A 21,124-nucleotide genomic window follows, 5' to 3' on the forward strand; every position below is an offset into this window, starting at 1 on the left:
CCGTTATTGAAAGGAGTATCCTTTTTGCAAACAAATATACATTCCGAAAAGGAAACAATTATTTTTATTCATGGATTAGTCGGCAATCGTCGTGCCTTCAAAAAAGAGCATAAACGATTTTCCGCCTCTTACAACGTTATTACTTATGACTTATTAGGTCACGGCGATGATAAAGGAGAAGCTATCGAATTTTCATTACAGCGTCTCGTAGATCAATTATTGAATTTATACGAAAAAGAAGGCATTCAAAAAGCTCATATTTGTGCTTTAAGCTACGGCTGTTATATTTCTACTATTTTTGCACAAATGCATCCAGAAAAAGTTTTGAGCATTTGTCATATTGGCGGACATTATAATAACCCTTCCATTTTATATAACGTATTTCAAAAGTTTTGGGAGAAGCGAGGAGACGATTACTCTAAATGGCTCTCTCAATACGCAAATACCATTTTTCCAAGTGGCATACTAAAAGCAAATCCGTTCGCAGTCATTTCAAGAAATATTTATTACCGTTTCGGATTGCAATTACATTCATCAATTATTGCCCAATCATTACGACACCGATTAGAATTCGATTTGAAATCTAAATTAAAATCACTTCCCCACCCTATTCTATGGGTAATGGGTGAACATGATCATCTCTATAAATCTTGCCTTTTTGATTTAAAGTCTATTCTTCCAAACGTTTTATATAAAGAAATACCGTTAGCAGGACATGCAGCAAACTTATTCCGCCCCAACTACTTTCATGATCTATACGCTCGATTTTTAAACGGGAAGTTACAGTAAAAACTACTACACTCCCAATTTATTCAACTATAAAAAGGCTTCCCAAGTTTCCCTGGAAAGCCTTTTCTCTATACAAAAAGTATATAAACTACTTTTTCTTAGTATGCTTTTGTGTAACCTAATAGGTGCTTGCTCCAGTAAGAGTTACTTACAGAACTAATACGTACACCAGTTGCATCAGTTTCTGCACTAATGAACTGACCGTTTCCTAAGTAAACGCCCATGTGAGAAGGACCTGATTTATAAGTATTTTGGAAGTATACTAAATCACCTGGTTGTGGATTGCTAGTTTTTGTTTTAGAGCTCCAGTATCCAGCAACTGTTTGACGAGCGCCTTTATGACCAGTTTGATTTAATACGTAGTGAATGAATCCACTGCAATCAAAACCAGCAGGTGTTGTACCAGCTGTTCTGTATGGTGAACCATTTAATGATCTAGCGAATCCAGCGATTGAAGATGTATCTCCACCTGTTGTTGGTTTTTGTACGTCTTTACCTGGTTGTTGAACGTTATTTGTAACGTTATTGTTATTTGTAACGTTGTTTACTCCGCCTTTTACAAACTTAACGAAGTCTGCACTTACGTAACCTGTACGGCCGTTATGGTTAATTTTGTACCAACCATTTTCAGCGCCAGTAACGTTTAATACTGTACCGTTTGTTACACCACCGATTACAGCGTTGTATGTAGCTGGGCCTGTACGTACTTTTAAAGCACCAGTGTTAACAACATAAGAACCACCAGTTTGAACTGTAGTAGTATTGTTGTTTGTAGTTGGTTGTTGTGTTTGGTTAGATACAGCAGAACCACCTTTTGTTACGAAGTCTTTGCTTACGTATCCAGTTCCACCATTGAAGTTGATTTTAAACCAATCTTGTACTTCACCAACAACTTGTACTGTTTTACCTTTATTTACAGAGCCTAATACTGTATGAGATGTACTTGGGCCTGTACGTACGTTAAGTGAAGAAACGTTTACTGTGTAAGTACCAGTTCCTTGTTGAACAGTAGTTCCTGTTTTACCACCAGTCGTTACGAAGTCACCACTTACATAACCAGTTTGACCGTTTACAGTTACTTTGAACCAACCGTTTTCTTGTCCAATTACTTGTAGTACTTGACCTTGTTTTACTTTAGAAATAACGCTATGTCCTGTACCAGCACCTGAACGAACATTTAATACATCAGCAGTTACTGTGTATTTTAAGTCGGATTTTGTTTCTACAGTTTTTGTTTCAGTTACAGTCGTTTGTGTTTGAGTTTGTCCATTAATTTCTTTTAGCGCTTCGTTTGAAACTTGTGCATGAGCAGAATCCATACCTGGAACTGCAACACCTGCTACTGAAGCTACTGCTAAACCTGCAATTACTTTTTTCATAAGTTGTCTTTACTTCCTTTCCCTACTATCCTCTTAAAAAAAACTTATAAACTTAATACTTTACAATATTATCAAAGTAAAATATTCATTAAGTTCCATTTTTTAACAAGAGTTTTATTTTTCACACAGAGTTCATTTTAAACGAGCGAAGTGAAATCCGTGTGAACTTCATGTGAACTTTACCATTAAACTTACTCTTTTTGCAATGCTTTTTTTATATTTTTTATGTACTTTATTGAAAATTCGACATACCATTCATTATCTTAGTATATATTTTCTATCCACTTAAAAAAATTCTATTCATCTAACACAATGCAAAGAATGTATTTCCTAGTATAGTTCCTCCTATGAAGTATACTCTTATCATGACAAAAAACACTTTTTTTATCAATAGTATAATATTTTTAGAAAACTATTTTTGATACTATCTATCACTTTTAAAAGATTTGACGATTTGTAAGATTTAACTTCAAAAATTCTGTTCTAATTTGACGAAAGTACACATTCCGCTACCCATTTTTAACTGTCTATGGAATTTATAGGGTATTTATATTATCATATATATAGTAGCGTCTTAATCTATACACATTTTATTTACCCTACACGGAAAGCAATTGAATTTTAAGATGAGCGTTTTATTGCTTGCAAATAGTGGAATCAAAAGGGAGGTATATTTATGAATAACATAATAGATGATCCTATAAATAAAAATATAGAACTGTACTATGCTTTTTTTCAATTCGTTTCAATTATTACCTTACAAAAAATATCAACTATTGAAACACGTAAAAACGAATTAAAAAATCAGATGAAAAATTCCTATCAAAAAAATCCTTACTACTTATAAAAAGGTGAACAGGTTGTATCCCTGTTCACCTTTTTATAAGTAGCAAAACCCCGATTGGTTCAAATAATAATTAGTGGGGGATAAACAATTCCCCCACTCGTTCCTACATTATTTATAAATTTTTACACGGTTTTCTAAAGGCTGGTATTCTTTTTCACCTGCAGGTACAACCGGTTTACCAAACGGCATTTGCGCAATAAGCTTCCAATTTTCTGGAACTCCCCATTCTTTTCTCACTTCTTCATCAATTAATGGATTGTAATGTTGCAATGTAGCACCAAACCCTTCAATTTCCAAAGCTGTCCAAATTGCAAATTGTAACATTCCAGAGGATTGCTGAGACCAAATTGGAAAGTTCTCTTTGTATAATGCAAATTTTTCTTGCAGTTCTTCCACCACTTCACTATCTTCGAAGTATAGAACTGTTCCATAACCACTTTTAAATGCATTCATTTTTTCTTCCGTAGAAGCGAAGTTATTTTCAGGTACAATTTTTCGTAACGTTTCTTTCGTAATATCCCATAACTTATCGTGTTGTTCTCCAAGCAAGACGACAACGCGAGCACTCTGAGAGTTAAAAGCTGAAGGTGTATGTTTTACAGCATGATAAATCACTTCTTGAATTTTTTCATCAGAAACTACTTGTTCTTTACTAATTGCGTAAATAGATCTTCTGTCTTCAATTGCTGAGTAAAAATCTTTTGCCATCATAATTCCCTCCAATTTTCATTTGAGGCTTTTTCCTATGTACACATCATATGCCCCTCAAAACTTATCATTAATAAGTTTCTAACTTTATAATATAAACAAACAATAATAAACTCAAATAATAACACTCACATTTTTTACCTTTTTACTTTATTAGTGCTAAAAAATAAAAGGCAATTTGTTGTTACCGATAGTACGTAACAACAAATTGCCTTTCTTATATGATGATCCAACTCAGTATTTCACTTAATTAACTAAGCCAAATGCATAAGACATTAGCTTATTCGTCTCTGTAAAACGCTTTGTTTTACTTTTTGTTCCCATAACAACTGTAATAATACGAGTATCACCTTGTTTTGCTGTACCCGTAAAACAATACCCTGCGCTATCTGTAAATCCTGTTTTTAATCCGTCTATTCCTTCTATATATAAAGCTTTATTATTTTTGTTTAACATATCATTTGTACTTATAACATTAATATTATTAAATGCTAACTGACTTTGACGTAAGTGAGTCACTTCTAATATTTCTGGGTAATCTTTTATAAGATGATACGCCAAGTTTGCTACATCACCAGCCGTCATTTTTGTTTCACTTCCATCGGGCTCTTGTAATCCAGAAGCATTTGCAAATTTAGCATGTTCCGACATTTTGAACTGTTTCGCTTTTGCATCCATAAGCTGAACGAAATCTTTCTCCGATTTTGCCATATGTTCTGCTAAAGCCACAGCTGAATTATTAGCTGACTCAATCATTAATGCATGATATAAATCTTTAACAGTTAATGTGTCATTAACTTGTACTGGGATTCTCGCTCCCTCTGTTTGTGCCGCTTTCGCACTCATTTTCACCGGATCTTCCCAGCGAACTTTCCCATTATGTACATTTTCTAATAGAAGATATGCTGTCATCATCTTAGACATACTTGCTGGCGCAAAAGCCTCATTTTCATTATGTTGATAAATAACATCTCCATTACTCGCATCAATAATCATAGCTGCTTTTGCATCAATTTCCGGTGGTATGTACTTTGGTGGGACTACTTTTTCAACTAATCCTGTTTTAGGTAGTTCTGCCACTTGTAAAGGTTGTCCCTCTATACTTGTTGCACTCTTTTGAGTTCCTTGGAATAAGAACCAACATATCCCTAAAACAATGACTAATAGGACTGTCAGCCTTCCCCATTTTAACCGCTTCATTTCAAAACTCCTTTAACAAACCTTTTATACACTCACATTTAACCATAACAACTTTCCCTTTATATCGTCAAGGTGAAAAGCATATTTATTCATCTACAGCAATTATTATTTCAATACATGTATGTTACAATAACAATACCGAAATATAAGAATATTCAATGATAAATCCTTATGAATAAAACTATTAATAGAAGGGATTCATACAAATGCCACTTTCAAAATCATTAAAATACGGAGACACAATTGGGATTTACTCACCTTCTTCTCCAGTAACCTACACTTCTCCTAAAAGATTTGAACGAGCGAAATCTTACTTACAACAGAAAGGATTTCATATATTAGAAGGTTCACTAACAGGTCGATATGATTTCTATCGTTCGGGTAGTATACAAGAGCGTGCTGAGGAACTGAATGCTTTAATAAGAAATCCTAATGTTTCTTGTATCATATCAACAATTGGTGGCATGAATTCAAATTCCTTATTGCCTTACATTGATTATGATGCTTTTCTAAATAACCCTAAAATAATGATTGGGTATTCAGATGCAACAGCTTTATTACTAGGGATTTATGCAAAAACAGGACTCCCTACATTTTACGGCCCGGCACTCGTTCCCTCCTTTGGAGAATTTGAGCCTTTTGTAGATGATACATACAAATATTTTGTAGAAACATTACTGCATAATCAAGCGCTTCCATACAACATAAAACAACCTTTATTTTGGTCAGACGAATTTATTAATTGGGAAGAGAAAACGAAAGAAAAAGAACTTAGACCAAATAATTGGATTTCTGTAACAAATGGACAAGCTACCGGACGGATAATTGGCGGCAACTTAAATACAATACAAGGAATTTGGGGCAGCTCTTTTATGCCATGTATTCAAGAAGGCGATATTCTCTTTATTGAGGACAGTTCAAAAGATGCAGCTACTATTGAAAGAAGCTTTTCATTCCTTAAAATTAACGGTGTATTCGATAAAATTTCAGGTATCATTCTTGGAAAGCATGAGCAATTTGATGATTGTGGTACAAATCGAAAACCTTTTGAAATACTATTAGAAGTACTTCAAAATCAAAGAATTCCTTTTCTAGCCGACTTCGATTGTTGTCATACACATCCAATGATTACCATGCCTATCGGTGTTCAAGTAGAATTGGATGCAACAAATAAAACGATACATATTGTAGAACCTTGGAAAAAATGAATACATGGCTTTTATTGTTTTACAATAAAAGCCATGATACTATATAATTTGGAATGTGAAAGATTAAACTAAATACGTTCCAATATCTATCATTAGAAAAATTAGGTATAAATATATATTTATATGCAAAAGAGAGTGAATAAATGAAACCAACTATTAAAAATTACTTATTTTTACATGTAGCTTTTTTGATATATTCTATCATTATGGTTTACATGAAATGGGCGGCTAAATTCCCCATTGCTTCCATCTCATTTTTTATTGCTTATTTCGGACTAGTTATACTTTTATTTGGATATGCAATTTTATGGCAACAAGTAATTAAACATTTCGAAATATCAAAAGCATATTCACATCGCGGGATTATTATACTATGGTCAATGCTTTGGTCAGTATTTCTATTTGGAGATACGATTCAGTGGAATCATTTACTTGGTGCAGCTATTATTATCGTCGGAATTGTGGTGGTGACAAAAGATGAATAGTTATATGTTATTATTTATTTTCGGGATAATTTTAGCTAATTACTCACAAATATTATTAAAAAAAGCTACTTTGCAACAATACGATTCTAGAATAAAAGAATATGTGAATCCTTATGTTATTATCGGCTACTCTTTATTTGTAATTAACGCTGGATTAAATGTTATCGCCATGAAGGGCATGGCATTAAAACAAGCATCAGCATTAGAATCCTTAAGTTATATCATCATATTAATTTTCGGTTGGTATTTCCTAGGAGAAAAAATAACGAAACGTAAACTCATCGGCAACATGATTATTATCGTTGGTGTAATCGTTTATTGTATCCAATAGTAAAAGGCTCCGTTTATCACAAACGGAGCCTTTTACTATTGACCTAAATTTTGCACCTTCTCTTTCAAATCTCGAACTTGATCTACCGTCTGCATAAGCTCCGAGTTTTTAAACTCTTCTACATTCACTTTCCCTTCTTCTATCTTTGTCATCGCCGTATCAATTAACGTATTTAACTTTTCGTTATATCCGACGATTTGCTGATGAAGATCCTTTGCTACATCAGGCGGTGTTAATTCATTAAAAGCGGGTATATCTTGTTTAATTTCACTAAGCTTCGCTTCCAATTCTTTTCGAGCTTCACTATCATTAACAGCCTTTTCAGCTAATGCTGGTGCATCATTTGCAAACGCACTTATTTCATTTACATAGTCTGTCGCTTTTTGAGCATAATCTATGGAGTTCTTTCCTTGTTCTACTAGTGAACATCCCATTAAGCCAATTGTAACTATAAATACTACTAAAGTTGATTTTATTTTCATTTTAGGCTCCCTTCGTCTTTATAATTGTCTGTAAGTTTCTCTATCCTAACTTCTAGCTACATTACTTATAACCTGTTTTCAAATAGCTATTTACCCTCTTACATGCCCGATTACTGTTACAACATCTACTTCTATATGTACGCTAATAATATCTTCAATTATATCCGTATACCCTTGTCCTATAGCTGTTCCATAGTGTAATGTAAGCTCCTTCTTTTCATACACTGACTTTGGTACTGAAAAAATAAATCTCCTCAAATTTCTTTCATCAGCCGGTTCCATAATTAAAACAATCCCATCCTCATCAAACATATACGCTCGCCCTCCAACTTTACATTCACTATGGCTCAGTATTGCCTTGGTCAGCAAAATTTAAAACATAATACGTTTATATACACACTCTGCTGCACCATAAAAATAAAAAACATTCCTTCTTTTTGTTAAGAATGAATGTTTTTTAAAAAATCAATTTCTAACTCTAGCATCTTTCTTTGACGAGGTTTTACTTTTCTTACGGGAACTCCCGCATAAATATACCAATCATCTAAACTCTCTTTTACCATACTCATCGCACCGACTGCCGTACCTTCTCCTATAGTTACATTTGGAAAAAGAATAGAATTAGCACCAATAATCGCATGTTTTTTTAAAATAACTTTTTCTGTTTTCACATTCCTATATTGACTCGGAACAGTTGGTCCCATTAATGTATTCCCACTGAAATCATCTAGTACTGCATATACGATTGTTTTAGCTGAGATATTTGCAAAGTCATGCATTTCAATTCCAACTTCTCCTCCATATAACGCTGTATACGCTGATATATGCGAATAACTTCCAATTGTGATTTTGCCACTTAAAATGCAAAAATCATCAATCCTTACATGATTACCTACTGATATAACACCTGGATTATATATACTTGCTTTTTTACTAATCAATACATTCTTCCCAATTGATAAAAATCCAATTTTCTTTAGCTCTTCTTGACTATAAAAACTATTCATCTGCCAACACCGCCCTCTGACCTAAACATCTTACAATTTGTTCTACTATTTCTTTCGTCATGCCTTCCCATAAAGGCAAACTTACTATTCGTTTTGCTATTTTATTCGTTCTTGTTAAATCTGTAGACTTATAGTTTCTAAAAAGAACTTGTTGGTGGCAAGAGGGCGAAAAGTATAATCTAGCTTCTATTTTCTGTTTTTTCAGGTCTTCTATTACTTGTTTGTTGCGAACTTCTTCCGGACAAAGAATAGGCATAAATTGCTGAATAACTGCTTCTGTCTTTTGGAGTTGCCACCCTTTTTTTATGAATCCATTACTTTGTAACAATTGTTTATACCATTCAGAAATACGGGTGCGTTCTTTTAATTTGTCATCCCATTTTTTCATAGTTGCAATCCCAATAGCGGCTGCATATTCAGACATTTTACAATTAAACCCCATCATCGTACATTCACGATTTGTATCAAATCCGAAATTCCCCATTCTTTTAATACGTTGTATATCTTCTTCATTTTTACTATATATAAGCCCTCCTTCACCAATCCCGAAAGGCTTTGTTGCATGAAAACTATATACGATCATTCCACTAAAATCCTGTCCATAATGCACACTTCCATTCATCAATCCGAATCCCGGTGCCGCATCTACGACAACCGGAACACCCCTCTTCTCTAATTCTTCATATTCTTCTAAGTTCATCCATGATCCAAAAGTTGCGTACGGGACAACAATCGCAACCTCTTCTTTTAATTCTTCAATCTTATCCAAAAGTACTGTTTTATCCATATACCAATCATCTATTGAAATATCAATAAAATAAGGTTCCAATCCACACCAAATAGCTGCTAATGGAGTCGCTGGGAATGTAAAACTAGGCATGAGAGCATATTTTCCTTTTTTTCTTTTCTTAAGTTGAATGGCTGCCATTAACCCTAACGTTGCGTTTGCTACTGTTGTAACAGCTCCCCTGTTCTGAAAAAATCCCGACATAATTGTTTGTTCAAAACGTTGATTTATAGGTCCGTAATTCGTATATATGTGAGATGTATCAATTTCCTTCAATTCATCCAAATACTCAATTACAGGTACAGTTGAAGCACGTAAAAAAGGAATATTCTCCATATCTATCTATTCCTTCCTATCATTTTCGGACAATATAGAGCATATCTGTTTCAGATAATCCAAGTTTCCTCGTACTTTTCATCCCTTGTCTTTCAGCTATGTTATATAATTCCACCTTAAATCCTGCATTCCTTAATCGTTGAATGAATCCCGATTGATTATAAATTCTCACATGATCTTCTTGACCAAAAGCTAATTTTCTCAATTGTGGTGTTACAATTAATTTATTCTCTATAATAGAATCTACATTCATTACGATTGGTACCTGAATAATTCCCCATCCATTTGGTTTTAAAACCCTATATAACTCTCGCATTGCTTTATCATCGTCAAGAACATGTTCTAATACATGGCTACATAAAATTACATCAAACGTATTACTATCATATGTAATACTTGTAACATCAATTTCCTTCATTAATGGATCCTTTGGTTCTATATCCCCACATACATACGTAATATTTTTATACTCGTTAAACCAATCCCTTACATTCGCTTCAGGTGCAATATGAAGCATAGTATATTTTCTACTTAACAAGTCCGTTTCCATTTCAATGTACGCACGATACAATCTTTCACGATCCATTGAACTACAAACTGGACATATCCCTGTATCTTTATTCCACATCTCAAATTTATATTTCGGAAAATCATAATGTGCTGGCCAAGGTAAAAATTTTTCAAATTGTTGATTGCAATATTGACAATAACAAGATTCTTTCTCAAACATATGAGCAACTAGCTTGTTTAATCCTTTTTTAATCTTTTCATTATAAATTTGATCTAGTTCTCCATTTCTTACTGCATCTTTAACTATAAATCCTGCATTTTCTAGACAATAAGATAGGCTCTCTTTATAATCCCTCTCAGAACTTAAAAAACCACTATTATATGCATCTATAATTAATTCAATCCACTCGTCAATTGTCATTAAAATAAAATGCATTTGTTTTTGATTTTGTCCACTATGTTGTCTAAAATAACTAAGAGGCTCTTTTATATAAACTACTTTCCCTTTCCTCATCATATCTAACCAAGTTGCAATGTCATTAATAGCAGAATAAGCCTTCCCTTTAAAATACCCAAACTTCCCTTCAAACATATCTCGATTAAATAGAACAGTTGTCGGCTCACCCACTATATTTTTTAAATTTTTCAATATGTAATTCCCTAACTCTTTTCCTTCAAAAAGTGTAGTTTCTTTCGCAATTTTCATATTCAATGTTGAGGCTGGTAATATCTCTCCGTTCTCATCAATCAGTTCACGATAAGACGTCACAAATGAAATATTTTCTAACGTCAAAAAGTATTTCATCATTCTCTCGATCTTTTCATGATGAAATAAGTCATCATCTAATAAAAAGTTTATATAATCCCCGTTCGCAAGTTCTATACACTTATTAAAGTTTTCAGCAACTAACGGCGTTTCATTTTCAACATATGTAATACACTCATATTCACGTAAATACGGTTGAATCATCGCATTGACTTCATTATTTGTACTGTCGTCAGAAATAATAATTTCAATATTTTCATATGTTTGATTCAGAGCGCTGTTAAGCGCCAATTCCAAGTAATACGGCCTATTGTACGCAGGAATCAGTATACTTACTTTCGGTAAAGGCGAATTATTATTTATATGTTGTTTTTTCTTTTCTATGTTTATTTTCTTTTCTTTAATTTTTTGATAATAGTCTAATGTATATAATATTGATGATGGAACTATCCTTCTTGCATAATCTAGAAAATTAGTTATCGCTTCATCTAACTCTTTTTCGTTAGATAAGAAACCATATTTTTCTCCTGCTAAAATACTATGTGAAAAATCTTCTAATCCATCCATCATTTTATTAGATTCATTTAACTGTTGATCTGGATGTAATCGAAAGTAACTCAGTGTCTCTGCTATATATACCGCTTTTCCTTTACTTAATAAAGATAACCATGAAGCTATATCTACGTTACAAAGATACCTCCTCTTATCAAAAATCCCATACGGTTCTTGTAAATCATTTTTACGAAATAAAACTGTTGTCGGTTCTCCAATATAATTTTTTTGATCGACAATTACCCTATTTGCTAATTCTGTTCCCTCTATAATCGTATCCTCTTTAAATAAACGGACAGTTGAATAAATATGTCGTAGTTCTTTCCCTTTTTCATCAATTACTTGACGATGGGATGTTACAAGCTTAATTTCATTATCTAAATCATTGAAAAAATACTTCATCATTTTTTCAATTTTATCCACATGAAAGATATCATCGTCCATTAAAAAATTTATATATTCACCGCTCGCTTTATTAAATAACATTAGAGCATTTTCAAACTGTCCGAGAGTTGACCTGTTTTTTATATAAGTAATATTTGAATGATCACATAAGTATTTTTGTAACACCTTTTCTGTTTCATCATTCGTACTATCATCTCCAACTATAATTTCTATATTAGAGTACGTTTGTTCCAGCACACTACGTAACGCCTCTTCAAAGTAGCGAGGACGATTATATGTAGGAATTAATACACTTACCAACGGAAGTTGATCTACCACCTCTTCATTTCTTTCAATACGAGTTCTCATTTTACTCTCTCACCTCTTCGCATATTATTTATATACGCGACACAAAAATCACATTACTGTAACCGAATGGAGCCTATATACTTTTATGCAGAAATGAAACGAAATATCATACTTTTCGTTCCTGAATAAACATATTTAATAACACGGACATTTTATTTGCACCTTTTTTATTCATATGATCACTATCATAAAAATCTTCATCACAAAATAATGGCGAATCAAATAAATCTATAATTTGAAAAGAATATTGAGCTTGAAAATCGTTTATAACTTTATAAAAATCTTCTTTTAATTTCTTACTACTACAATTGAAATAATGTGAAGTAACAGGGAATACAACAATTAGTGGTTTTATATCATGTTTTAACAGTAGTTCTAAATATTTTTCGAAAATCTTTTTATATTCAACTAAAGTATGAGGATATGATAATTTAGCATGTGAAGCTGCTCTTATTTTTCCGTGTTCTTCAAAAGGAATGTGAAGAGGAGTGATATTCCATTCAGCATTTATCCAGGGCAATATCAATGATTCATCTTTTAGTTCGTCTAATAAAATATATTCAAAGTGCAAATTAAAAATAGAAGAAAGTGGTTTCGGGGTATCTAGATGTGAGAACCCATCAGTGGGTAGATGAGAATGAACTACAGTATGATGACCGTCTTGAAACAATGGATAATATACTTTGTGAATTCTATATGATTCAGATGATAACGACATGTCAAAATAAAACGAGAAATAAGCTATTCCTATCAAACAATATTGAAAGGAATGATTGTTTGATAGTAGTTGTGATGCTATTAAATAATCATAGTATAAATCTTGCGATGGAAGTGTTAGTTTTATTGACTTTTTTGAGAGGAGCTCTGTACTTATGCCACAATGCGGATAAGACAAGCCCGTCGCAAACAATTCATACGTCGGATCACCCTTTGCTTTTTTCATAGAAATATATAAAGACATAAGATCCGGATTTATTTGATAGATAGAAATTAATTTATTCCTCCATTCATACATGTATTTTATTAAATTAATAATTTTTGAACTTTGCACGCCCCTGTTTATTAATTCATTTACAAGTTTTTCTGCGTCCACTCTCCAAATAACTATATATTGAAAAGAACTCTCTATACGAACAATAGCTGAAACGTCTACAACATGAACGATTGTTTTACATTTATTTTTGTCTAATGCATTTTGAATCCTTCCCCCTGATAATTCATCACAGAAAACAATAATTTTATACTGCTCCTTCATATATATCCCCTCCATTATATGTATAATATGAAATCCATTTTTCATTCGTAACAATCATATACATCTGCAATCCAACATGAAAGAAGAATAGAATATTCATTTCAAAACAAAAATAGCTGCACCATTAGGCGTAGCTATTTTCACTATTATTACTTATTCAAACTATATTCCTTTATCTAACTCATAAAGCTTTCGATACTTCTCATTTTCTTTCAGAAGTTGTTCATGACTTCCTTGCATCACAATTTTACCACGATCAAGGAAGATAACTTCATCAACATGCTCAATTCCTACAAGATGGTGCGTAATCCAAATTACTGTCTTTTCTTCCGTTGCAGAAAACATTGTTTCTATTAAAGATAATTCTGTCTTTGGATCTAAGCCGATTGTAGGTTCATCTAGTACAATGATTGGTGCTTCTTGCATTAGCGTTCTAGCAAAAGCAACCCGTTGTCTTTCCCCGCCAGAAAATCTTTTCCCCATCTCATGCATTTTTGTTTGTAATCTATCTGGAAGAGAAGCAACATGCGAAGCTAATTGTGCTTTCTCTAAAGCATTCCATATCTCTTCATCTGTTGCCTCTGGTTTGCCGATTCGCACATTATTCCCAATTGTCGTATCGAATAAATGCGGCTTTTGATTCAATACAGAAATATATTTTGATAAAAGATTCGTGTGAGCATGTTCACTATTCAATAAAACTTCACCATGCAATGGGCTTAGTGCACCTGTTAACAATTTTAACAAAGTAGATTTTCCAGTTCCGCTTCTTCCTAAAATCGCGATTTTTTTTCCTGCTTTTATTTGTAATGATACGTCTTTCAATACAACTTCATTACTATCTGGGTAACTATACGATACATGATTTAATTCAATGTCTATATGTTTTGGTGCAACATAATCTTTATCTCTAGGTAATTCCTTTTCATCCTGTAAAACACCATTACCTTCTACTTGATTGAGACGATGAGCAGATTCTACATATGATGGAATTCGATCGATAGCATCTGAAAGAGGAATTAGCGCGTTTGTGACAGATAACGTCATTAAGACGAAAGCTGCAATAATGGTAGGAGCAATCTGTTCACTCGCAGCCTCATTTCCAGTCCATATAATCATTGAAATAACTACAATCCCTACTACTAATTGAATGATACTGTCCCGAATATGATTCCAGCGCTTCATTCTTTTTTCCGTTTTTAGCAATTGAGCATTTTGCTCTACATACTTATCAATAAATTCATCTTTTCTACCACTTGCTTGCCAGTCAGATAATCCAAAAACAGCGTCTGTTAGTTGTTGATACAAACGGTTTCTTCCTTGCTTTAAAGTAACATGATGTTGCTTCATTAAAAGTAGTGATACAAATGGAAGAAGAAAAACGATAATAGCTAACATACATGCTGCAATAAGTGCAAACACTACGTCAAATGCACCAATAACAACTACGAATACGCTGTATACAACTAACGCTAATATGCTAGGAAATATTGTACGTAAATATAGGTTTTGCAAATGCTCTATATCTTCGGATAATACTCCTAACATATCGCCCGTTTGAAATCGTGAACGGAAAAATAACGCCTGTGGTTCTACTATTCTATATAGTTTCGTTCTCATCTTTTCTAATATGCGTAGTACAACATCGTGTCCAACTAAACGCTCTACATAATGAAATACCGCTTGCCCTATACTAAACGCACGTGTTGCAACGATAGGAACATAAACTGCCATTACATTTTCTGGTCTAAGAGCAGATTTAGAGATTAAATAACCTGAAATGAAAAGTAACATCGCACCTGAACTAACTCCAAGAAGACCAAGGAAAATAGTTACAGTCATTCTACCTTTATTTTGCTGTATATACGGTTTAATCCAGCCACTCATCTCTATCCCCTCTCTTTCCTGTGAAAATGTAATGCTTCATTCTTTACAAGTTCTTCATACGTTCCGCTTTCTATCATTTTCCCTTTATTTAAAATAAGAATATGATCCATCTGTTTCATCCAGTGAAGACGATGTGTTGCAAGAAATACTAACTTACCTTCAAACAGACGTAACATCGCTTGCTTTATTTCAAATTCAGTTTCAATATCAAGATGTGCTGTAGGTTCGTCTAATAAAATAATTGGCTTTTTACTTAAAAGTGCACGCGCCATTGCGACACGTTGTTCTTGTCCGCCACTAAGCATACGCCCGCCTTCTCCAATTCGTTCGAACATCCCATTCGGAAGCGATGTAACGAGTGAACGAAGGCCAACTTCATTCATAACTCTTTCCACTTCTTCATCCGTTGTATTTGTTTCATAGAAACAAACGTTATCTTTTAATGAAAGCGGGAAAATATAAGGTTGCTGCGGAATATAAGCAATATTCTTTTGCCACTCTTCACGAGTAGCCCCGTCAATTTCCACACCATTTACAATCATCTTTCCAACTGAAGGAGTTAAAAAACCTGCTAATACGTCGATTAACGTTGATTTCCCTGCTCCACTTTCACCAATTACACCTATAGCCCCAGTGCCTTTCCAAGTAAAATTAATTTCCTCTAATATAGCTTTTTCAGATTCATCATTCTTTACTTTTACATCTTGTAATTTCAAGTTACTAGTTGAATTCCATATTAAGTCTACATTAGATTCTTTCTTCCCTATTTCTTTTTGTCGCTGTAAAATCTCTTCTATTTGCTCCATTGCAAGTTGTCCATCTAACGTAGCATGATAATTTGCTCCAACTTGTTTAATCGGCAAGAAGTATTCCGGAGCTAAAATTAAAATCGTAAGGGCTGGCAATAGTACAATTGTTCCATCTATTAAACGTATCCCTAATCCGACCGCTACAAATGCAATTGATAAACTCGTAAAGAAATCTAATGCAAATGAAGAAAGAAAAGCAACTCGCAAAGTACGCATCGTTGCTTTTCTATATCTTTTACTTACTTTTTCAATCTTTCCTTCGTGTTGTTTACTTTGACCTAAATACTTTAATGTTTCTAATCCTTTTAACGTATCTACAAAATGATTAGAAAGAACACGATATGTTTCATATTGGCTATCCGCCATTTTCTGCGCTGCTAATCCTAGTAGGATCATAAAAATAATTACGATAGGAATCGTTACAACTAAAATGATTCCTGACTCAATATCTAGTGTAAAAACATATAGTACAATTAGTCCTGGTACGATACTACTTCTAATCATTTTAGGAATTGTTAATTCAATATATGTTTTAAATTTCTCAATACCCTCTATCGATAAGGTAACCAGATAACCTGTTCCAGCGGTTTGAACATACCGTGGACCTAATGTGAAATACGCCTCTATTAATTGTTTTCTCAGTAGCGATCCTGTTTTTTCAGCGAAACGTTCCACTAATATTTGTGACATTCGAACTAGCAAATGACGTACTGCAAACGTGATTCCGAAATAAACTGTTTCATTTAACATAGATTGCACTGCTTCTCCCTGAAATAAAAACGTAATAGCTCGCGCTAAAAACACCGTTTGTGCAATAATACTAAAAGCTTCTAACATGCTAATGATTGTTAGCACTACATATAAAACTCGGCTACCAGGATACGACGGAAGTCCTCTTTTTCTTTTCATTAGTACTCCAAATCTTTATCTGACTTAACAGGTTGTCTAAACACATAGAAACTCCATATTTGACTTCCCAAAACAAATGGCAATATAGCAATTGAAAAATACGTCATCAGTTTTAGTGCATAATCTCCTGATGCTGCATTATAAATTGTCAAATCGTATATTGACCCTAACGAGCTAATTAAAACACGTGGGAACATGCCAGCAAACACACTTGCACTTAGTAAAATGATTGTTAAACTTGTCATAAAGAAAGCCCAACCATCTCTTCTTCTTTTGTTTAATAATGTTGACGCACATAACGCTACAAAAGCTCCAATCGGAACCATAATCCACTCTGTACCATGACCAGTGAAAATATCTGTTTTCCATAACCCTACACCGGCAAAAATAAGAAGTGCTATAATTGCGAGTGGTGCAATTTTCAACGCGGCAATACGTGCACGTTCTCTTAACTTACCTGTTGTACGTATAGTAAGGAATTGCAATCCGTGAACAATACATAACAGAAGGAACATAACTCCTCCAAGTAATGCAAAGGGATGAAGTAATTGTAAGAATCCACCTACAGCATTTTTCGTCTCATCAATTGGAATACCTACCATAAAGTTAGCAATGGCAACTCCCCAAAGGATAGGCGGTAGTAAACTTCCTAAAAACATACCCCAATCCCAAAAACCTTTCCATTTATGATTGTCTATTTTCGCACGGAATTTAAAAGAAACACCTCTTATAATTAAAGCAAGAAGCATAAATACAAACGGAATGTAAAACCCACTAAATAAAGTTGCATACCAATGCGGGAATGCCGCAAACATAGCGCCACCAGCACAAACAAGCCATACTTCATTCGCGTGCCAAAATGGACCAATTGTATTTAAATATATTCTTTTCTCTAAATCGTTTTCTCCTAAAAACCTTGAAACTATACCTACACCGAAATCGAAACCTTCAAGTACAAAGAAGCCTACGAATAAAATTGCAATAATGATAAACCACAACTCATTAAGAGATAACATACTCATCCTCCTTATCAAATGGATCATGGCTTTGAGAATCCTGTTTCGCTTTCTTATTCTCATGTCCTTTAATGATACGAACGAATAAGTAAACAGTAATTCCTCCTATAATTAAATATAATGATGTGAACGAAACTAAAGAGAATAGCACTTCTCCGAACGTAACATTTGGAGATACAGCATCTTCCGTTTTCATAACACCGAAAACTACCCAAGGTTGACGTCCCATTTCAGTCATAATCCATCCTACTGTATTACCGATAAACGGTAGTGAAATTGCATACACCATTAATTTTAAATACCAAGTTTTTTCAGCTAAACGATCTTTTCTTGATAAGAACCATCCGTACGCTCCTAAAAGAAGCATAAATGTTCCACTCATTACCATCGCTCTAAAGCTCCAGAACATCGTGTGTACTGGTGGAATATAATCTCCAGGCCCATATTTTTCTTCATATTGCTTTTGAATTTGATTCATCCCTTCTACTTGACCGCTAAATTTATCATATGATAATAGACTTAGCATATACGGGATTTGAATTTCAAACGAATTTTCTTTCTTCTCCGCATCAATTTTCGCAAATACTGTAAATGGCGCTGGATCTTCACTCGTATTCCATAACGCTTCAGCTGCTGCCATTTTCATTGGGTGTGTCTTAATTAATTGTTGTGCTTGTGCATGACCGAAGAATAATACTAGCGCTGTTGTAAGTGTTCCAACAATGATAGAAATGCGGAATGATTTTTTAAACACTTCAGTTTCTTGTGCTTTCGTTATTTTCCATGCACTCACACCGGCAATAAAGAATGCACCGGTTGCAATTGCCGCTGTAATGGTATGCGGGAATTGTACCCATAATTGTGGATTTTGAATAATTGCTAAGAAATCATTCATTTGTGCACGTCCATCTGCTGCCATTTCATATCCTACTGGCGATTGCATAAATGCACTTGCAGTTAAAATCCAAAATGCTGATAACATTGTTCCAATTGAAAGGAGCCAAATACATAAAAGGTGAATGCGCTTCGGTAATTTATCCTCACCGAATACCCATAAACCTAAAAATGTAGACTCAATGAAAAATGCTAATAAACCTTCAATCGCAAGTGATGGACCAAACACATCACCTACGAAACGTGAATAGGTTGACCAGTTCATACCAAACTGGAATTCTTGTAAAATACCAGTTACTACACCTACCGCAAAGTTAACAAGGAATATTTGTGTCCAAAACTTCGTCATCTTCTTATAAATTTCTTGTCCCTTTACCACATATAACGTTTGCATTAACGCAATGATAAAAGCTAAACCAATAGACAGCGGAACAAAAAAGTAATGGAAAATCGTTGTTGATGCGAATTGTATTCGTGCCAATTCGAGCGTTTCCATACTACAATCACTTCCTTCATAGTTTTTATAATAAAAGTTAATTGAGCAATCTTATCAAGCTCAATTATTAAGAAATACGAAAAGACAAAAACATTTTGTATGTATTGTCGAAAAATACGAAGTTTCAGTTTTTCAAACTATTGTAATGCTATTTTTTACCTTTTCACTATTTCTGTAGTGTTTTATTCGTTAATCGAATTGTATAATATACCTGCATAGTAAATTCAGCTGATTTTTGACGTATTATTGACATCATTTTGTCTGAAATATGTCTTTTGGTATTTTTTTGAATTAGATTTTTCTCATCGATAAAATGTGTTTTTTTAATATGAGACTTATCTTTGCATCAATAAAATAATCGTTTCTCTCTTTATACACTTGACTTTTCTACGAAAAAATGTCCTATTAACCAATGGATAATTTCGTTTTTTTTTGTCAAGAGAAAAATGTATTTCTAAAATTCAAACATGAAATATTGTTATTCAAAAATAGGAAATAATCCCCTCTTTTCAGATTAAAAATTCACTTTTTTGTCATTTTTTCAAACTAAAATAAATTAAAAAATACCGAGAATCCATTAGACTCTCGGTATTTTTTAATTTATTTTGCTGTATGTTTTCTAATAGCCGGTAAAATTTCAGTAGCAATTAGCTCGATATTTTTCTCAATTTTATCATATGGTACGCCACCAAAATCAATTTCTGCCATAAAGCGTTGTTGCCCAAACAATTCATATTGGTAAAGCATTTTTTCAATAATTTGTTGTGGGCTACCAACCATTAACGCGTCACGGTAATCTATTGCATTTGTAAATTGTTGTTTCGGATACTCACCACCGCGTAGCGTAAGCATACCAGCATTAATGTGAGGGTAGTATTCACTAAGTGCATCTTGTGAATTTTTCGCTGTATAAAATAAACTCGTTGTTGCAACTGGCAAACTCGCTGGATTAAATCCACTTTGCGCAGCCGCCTCACGGTAAGCATCTACTGATCCTTTAAAGTTAATAGCTGGACCACCTAGTGTTGTTATCATCATTGGTACACCTGCACGTCCTGCTTTAATCGCACTAGCTGGTGGGCCACCAACTGCACGCCAAATTGGTAAGTTATTATTTTTAGCTCTTGGAATAACCGATGCATGCGCAAGCGGTGCTCTGAACTGTCCATTCCATGTTACATGTTCCTCTTTATTAATTTTTAATAAAAGATCCATCTTCTCTTCAAATAACTCTTCATAATCATTTACGTCATAACCAAGTAAACTATATCCCCCAATACGTGATCCACGACCAGCCACAATTTCTGCACGTCCATTAGAAATCAAATCAAGTGTAGCAAAGTCCTCGTATACTCGTACCGGATCAGATGTACTTATTATCGTTGCTGAACTTGCAATTTTTATATTTTTCGTTGCTTGCGCAATCGCTCCTAAAATAACTGTATGAGCTTGCGTTGTAAAGTGTGTTTGATGACTTTCACCGACAGCAAATACATCAAGTCCAGCTTCATCCGCTAACTGTGCTGTTTTAATTAATTCATGAATTCTTTGTTCAGCACTAATTTTCTCTCCGTTATGTGGATTTAAAACATGATCCCCAATTGAATATAATCCAAACTCCATTCCTTTACTTGTATTCATACGGTATTTTTCCATCATTACTCTCTCCTTTAATGAAGTGTTATTAGTTTCTCTTTTAAAAACATTTGTAAGTCAAA

Annotated in this window: 19 protein-coding genes; 5 read left to right on the forward strand and 14 right to left on the reverse strand. The window is 33.7% G+C overall.

What is annotated here, in order from left to right; translation table 11 throughout:
- Positions 1–24 precede the first annotated feature (24 nt).
- Positions 25–789: an alpha/beta fold hydrolase gene (locus ACTFNE_RS13505; RefSeq protein ID WP_046197642.1), complete on the forward strand. Its 765-nt coding sequence runs from the start codon at positions 25–27 to the stop codon at positions 787–789.
- A 98-nt stretch (positions 790–887) separates the two neighbouring features.
- Here the strand turns inward: ACTFNE_RS13505 and entFM are convergent, their stop codons facing one another.
- A complete protein-coding gene (entFM, locus tag ACTFNE_RS13510; RefSeq protein ID WP_000755553.1) occupies positions 888–2,168 on the reverse strand; it encodes an enterotoxin EntFM in 1,281 nt (426 codons plus the stop codon).
- A 676-nt stretch (positions 2,169–2,844) separates the two neighbouring features.
- Between entFM and ACTFNE_RS13515 the strand changes: the two genes are divergently transcribed.
- On the forward strand, positions 2,845–3,015 hold the full coding sequence (locus ACTFNE_RS13515) for a hypothetical protein (protein ID WP_001059583.1): 171 nt from the start codon (positions 2,845–2,847) through the stop codon (positions 3,013–3,015).
- A 108-nt stretch (positions 3,016–3,123) separates the two neighbouring features.
- On the opposite strand, the gene ACTFNE_RS13520 is transcribed toward ACTFNE_RS13515, so the two are convergent.
- The gene (locus tag ACTFNE_RS13520) at positions 3,124–3,726 is read right to left on the reverse strand and encodes a nitroreductase family protein (RefSeq protein ID WP_001993708.1); all 603 of its coding nucleotides are present in this window, start codon (positions 3,724–3,726) and stop codon (positions 3,124–3,126) included.
- Positions 3,727–3,969: 243 nt separating this feature from the next.
- Entirely contained in the window at positions 3,970–4,923 is a 954-nt protein-coding gene (locus ACTFNE_RS13525; protein WP_046197643.1) for a D-alanyl-D-alanine carboxypeptidase family protein, read from the reverse strand.
- A 206-nt stretch (positions 4,924–5,129) separates the two neighbouring features.
- Here ACTFNE_RS13525 and ACTFNE_RS13530 point away from each other — a divergent pair, with 206 nt between their 5' ends.
- The 3 genes from ACTFNE_RS13530 (at position 5,130) to ACTFNE_RS13540 (ending at position 6,947) form a co-directional block, all read left to right on the forward strand.
- Positions 5,130–6,131 (forward strand): S66 family peptidase, encoded by a 1,002-nt coding sequence (locus ACTFNE_RS13530; protein ID WP_046197644.1) that lies wholly within the window; start codon positions 5,130–5,132, stop codon positions 6,129–6,131.
- Between the two features lie 143 nt (positions 6,132–6,274).
- The gene (locus tag ACTFNE_RS13535) at positions 6,275–6,616 is read left to right on the forward strand and encodes an EamA family transporter (protein WP_000805122.1); all 342 of its coding nucleotides are present in this window, start codon (positions 6,275–6,277) and stop codon (positions 6,614–6,616) included.
- Positions 6,609–6,947, forward strand: a complete 339-nt coding sequence (locus ACTFNE_RS13540) for an EamA family transporter (protein WP_001089868.1) — start codon at positions 6,609–6,611, stop codon at positions 6,945–6,947. Before ACTFNE_RS13535 ends, ACTFNE_RS13540 begins: the two co-directional genes overlap by 8 nt.
- A gap of 35 nt (positions 6,948–6,982) precedes the next feature.
- Here ACTFNE_RS13540 and ACTFNE_RS13545 read toward each other — a convergent pair whose 3' ends face one another.
- The 11 genes from ACTFNE_RS13545 to ACTFNE_RS13595 all read right to left on the reverse strand — a co-directional run bounded on the left by ACTFNE_RS13545 (position 6,983) and on the right by ACTFNE_RS13595 (position 21,062).
- Positions 6,983–7,429 carry a DUF6376 family protein gene (locus ACTFNE_RS13545; protein WP_046197645.1) on the reverse strand — a complete coding sequence of 149 codons (447 nt, stop codon included), beginning with the start codon at positions 7,427–7,429 and terminating at the stop codon, positions 6,983–6,985.
- Between the two features lie 90 nt (positions 7,430–7,519).
- On the reverse strand, positions 7,520–7,741 hold the full coding sequence (locus ACTFNE_RS13550; protein ID WP_046197646.1) for a hypothetical protein: 222 nt from the start codon (positions 7,739–7,741) through the stop codon (positions 7,520–7,522).
- A 128-nt stretch (positions 7,742–7,869) separates the two neighbouring features.
- Positions 7,870–8,436, reverse strand: a complete 567-nt coding sequence (locus ACTFNE_RS13555) for an acyltransferase (protein WP_046197647.1) — start codon at positions 8,434–8,436, stop codon at positions 7,870–7,872.
- Positions 8,429–9,559 (reverse strand): DegT/DnrJ/EryC1/StrS aminotransferase family protein, encoded by a 1,131-nt coding sequence (locus tag ACTFNE_RS13560; protein ID WP_046197648.1) that lies wholly within the window; start codon positions 9,557–9,559, stop codon positions 8,429–8,431. Before ACTFNE_RS13560 ends, ACTFNE_RS13555 begins: the two co-directional genes overlap by 8 nt.
- Positions 9,560–9,578: 19 nt before the next feature.
- Positions 9,579–12,140 carry a glycosyltransferase gene (locus ACTFNE_RS13565; protein ID WP_046197649.1) on the reverse strand — a complete coding sequence of 854 codons (2,562 nt, stop codon included), beginning with the start codon at positions 12,138–12,140 and terminating at the stop codon, positions 9,579–9,581.
- A gap of 106 nt (positions 12,141–12,246) precedes the next feature.
- Positions 12,247–13,395 (reverse strand): hypothetical protein, encoded by a 1,149-nt coding sequence (locus tag ACTFNE_RS13570; protein WP_046197650.1) that lies wholly within the window; start codon positions 13,393–13,395, stop codon positions 12,247–12,249.
- A 162-nt stretch (positions 13,396–13,557) separates the two neighbouring features.
- A complete protein-coding gene (gene cydC, locus ACTFNE_RS13575) occupies positions 13,558–15,282 on the reverse strand; it encodes a thiol reductant ABC exporter subunit CydC (RefSeq protein WP_046197651.1) in 1,725 nt (574 codons plus the stop codon).
- 2 nt (positions 15,283–15,284) lie between these two features.
- The gene (cydD, locus tag ACTFNE_RS13580; RefSeq protein WP_046197652.1) at positions 15,285–17,000 is read right to left on the reverse strand and encodes a thiol reductant ABC exporter subunit CydD; all 1,716 of its coding nucleotides are present in this window, start codon (positions 16,998–17,000) and stop codon (positions 15,285–15,287) included.
- The gene (gene cydB / locus ACTFNE_RS13585) at positions 17,000–18,016 is read right to left on the reverse strand and encodes a cytochrome d ubiquinol oxidase subunit II (RefSeq protein ID WP_000950061.1); all 1,017 of its coding nucleotides are present in this window, start codon (positions 18,014–18,016) and stop codon (positions 17,000–17,002) included. The genes cydD and cydB overlap by 1 nt, the downstream gene beginning before the upstream one ends.
- On the reverse strand, positions 18,003–19,406 hold the full coding sequence (cydA, locus tag ACTFNE_RS13590; protein ID WP_000448882.1) for a cytochrome ubiquinol oxidase subunit I: 1,404 nt from the start codon (positions 19,404–19,406) through the stop codon (positions 18,003–18,005). The genes cydB and cydA overlap by 14 nt, the downstream gene beginning before the upstream one ends.
- A gap of 600 nt (positions 19,407–20,006) precedes the next feature.
- Positions 20,007–21,062: an LLM class flavin-dependent oxidoreductase gene (locus tag ACTFNE_RS13595; protein ID WP_046197653.1), complete on the reverse strand. Its 1,056-nt coding sequence runs from the start codon at positions 21,060–21,062 to the stop codon at positions 20,007–20,009.
- Positions 21,063–21,124 lie beyond the last annotated feature (62 nt).

Source organism: Bacillus cereus group sp. MYBKT111-2, from assembly GCF_051915205.1.
In the GTDB taxonomy this organism is placed as follows: Bacteria; Bacillota; Bacilli; order Bacillales; family Bacillaceae_G; genus Bacillus_A; species Bacillus_A paranthracis.

Excerpts from the sequence above, each read along its gene's own strand:
- entFM (WP_000755553.1), bottom strand. The coding sequence starts at position 2,168 with ATGAAAAAAGTAATTGCAGGTTTAGCAGTAGCTTCAGTAGCAGGTGTT.
- ACTFNE_RS13515 (WP_001059583.1), top strand. The coding sequence starts at position 2,845 with ATGAATAACATAATAGATGATCCTATAAATAAAAATATAGAACTGTAC.
- ACTFNE_RS13520 (WP_001993708.1), bottom strand. The coding sequence starts at position 3,726 with ATGATGGCAAAAGATTTTTACTCAGCAATTGAAGACAGAAGATCTATT.
- ACTFNE_RS13525 (WP_046197643.1), bottom strand. The coding sequence starts at position 4,923 with ATGAAGCGGTTAAAATGGGGAAGGCTGACAGTCCTATTAGTCATTGTT.
- ACTFNE_RS13530 (WP_046197644.1), top strand. The coding sequence starts at position 5,130 with ATGCCACTTTCAAAATCATTAAAATACGGAGACACAATTGGGATTTAC.
- ACTFNE_RS13535 (WP_000805122.1), top strand. The coding sequence starts at position 6,275 with ATGAAACCAACTATTAAAAATTACTTATTTTTACATGTAGCTTTTTTG.
- ACTFNE_RS13540 (WP_001089868.1), top strand. The coding sequence starts at position 6,609 with ATGAATAGTTATATGTTATTATTTATTTTCGGGATAATTTTAGCTAAT.
- ACTFNE_RS13545 (WP_046197645.1), bottom strand. The coding sequence starts at position 7,429 with ATGAAAATAAAATCAACTTTAGTAGTATTTATAGTTACAATTGGCTTA.
- ACTFNE_RS13550 (WP_046197646.1), bottom strand. The coding sequence starts at position 7,741 with ATGTTTGATGAGGATGGGATTGTTTTAATTATGGAACCGGCTGATGAA.
- ACTFNE_RS13555 (WP_046197647.1), bottom strand. The coding sequence starts at position 8,436 with ATGAATAGTTTTTATAGTCAAGAAGAGCTAAAGAAAATTGGATTTTTA.
- ACTFNE_RS13560 (WP_046197648.1), bottom strand. The coding sequence starts at position 9,559 with ATGGAGAATATTCCTTTTTTACGTGCTTCAACTGTACCTGTAATTGAG.
- ACTFNE_RS13565 (WP_046197649.1), bottom strand. The coding sequence starts at position 12,140 with ATGAGAACTCGTATTGAAAGAAATGAAGAGGTGGTAGATCAACTTCCG.
- ACTFNE_RS13570 (WP_046197650.1), bottom strand. The coding sequence starts at position 13,395 with ATGAAGGAGCAGTATAAAATTATTGTTTTCTGTGATGAATTATCAGGG.
- cydC (WP_046197651.1), bottom strand. The coding sequence starts at position 15,282 with ATGAGTGGCTGGATTAAACCGTATATACAGCAAAATAAAGGTAGAATG.
- cydD (WP_046197652.1), bottom strand. The coding sequence starts at position 17,000 with ATGAAAAGAAAAAGAGGACTTCCGTCGTATCCTGGTAGCCGAGTTTTA.
- cydB (WP_000950061.1), bottom strand. The coding sequence starts at position 18,016 with ATGTTATCTCTTAATGAGTTGTGGTTTATCATTATTGCAATTTTATTC.
- cydA (WP_000448882.1), bottom strand. The coding sequence starts at position 19,406 with ATGGAAACGCTCGAATTGGCACGAATACAATTCGCATCAACAACGATT.
- ACTFNE_RS13595 (WP_046197653.1), bottom strand. The coding sequence starts at position 21,062 with ATGGAAAAATACCGTATGAATACAAGTAAAGGAATGGAGTTTGGATTA.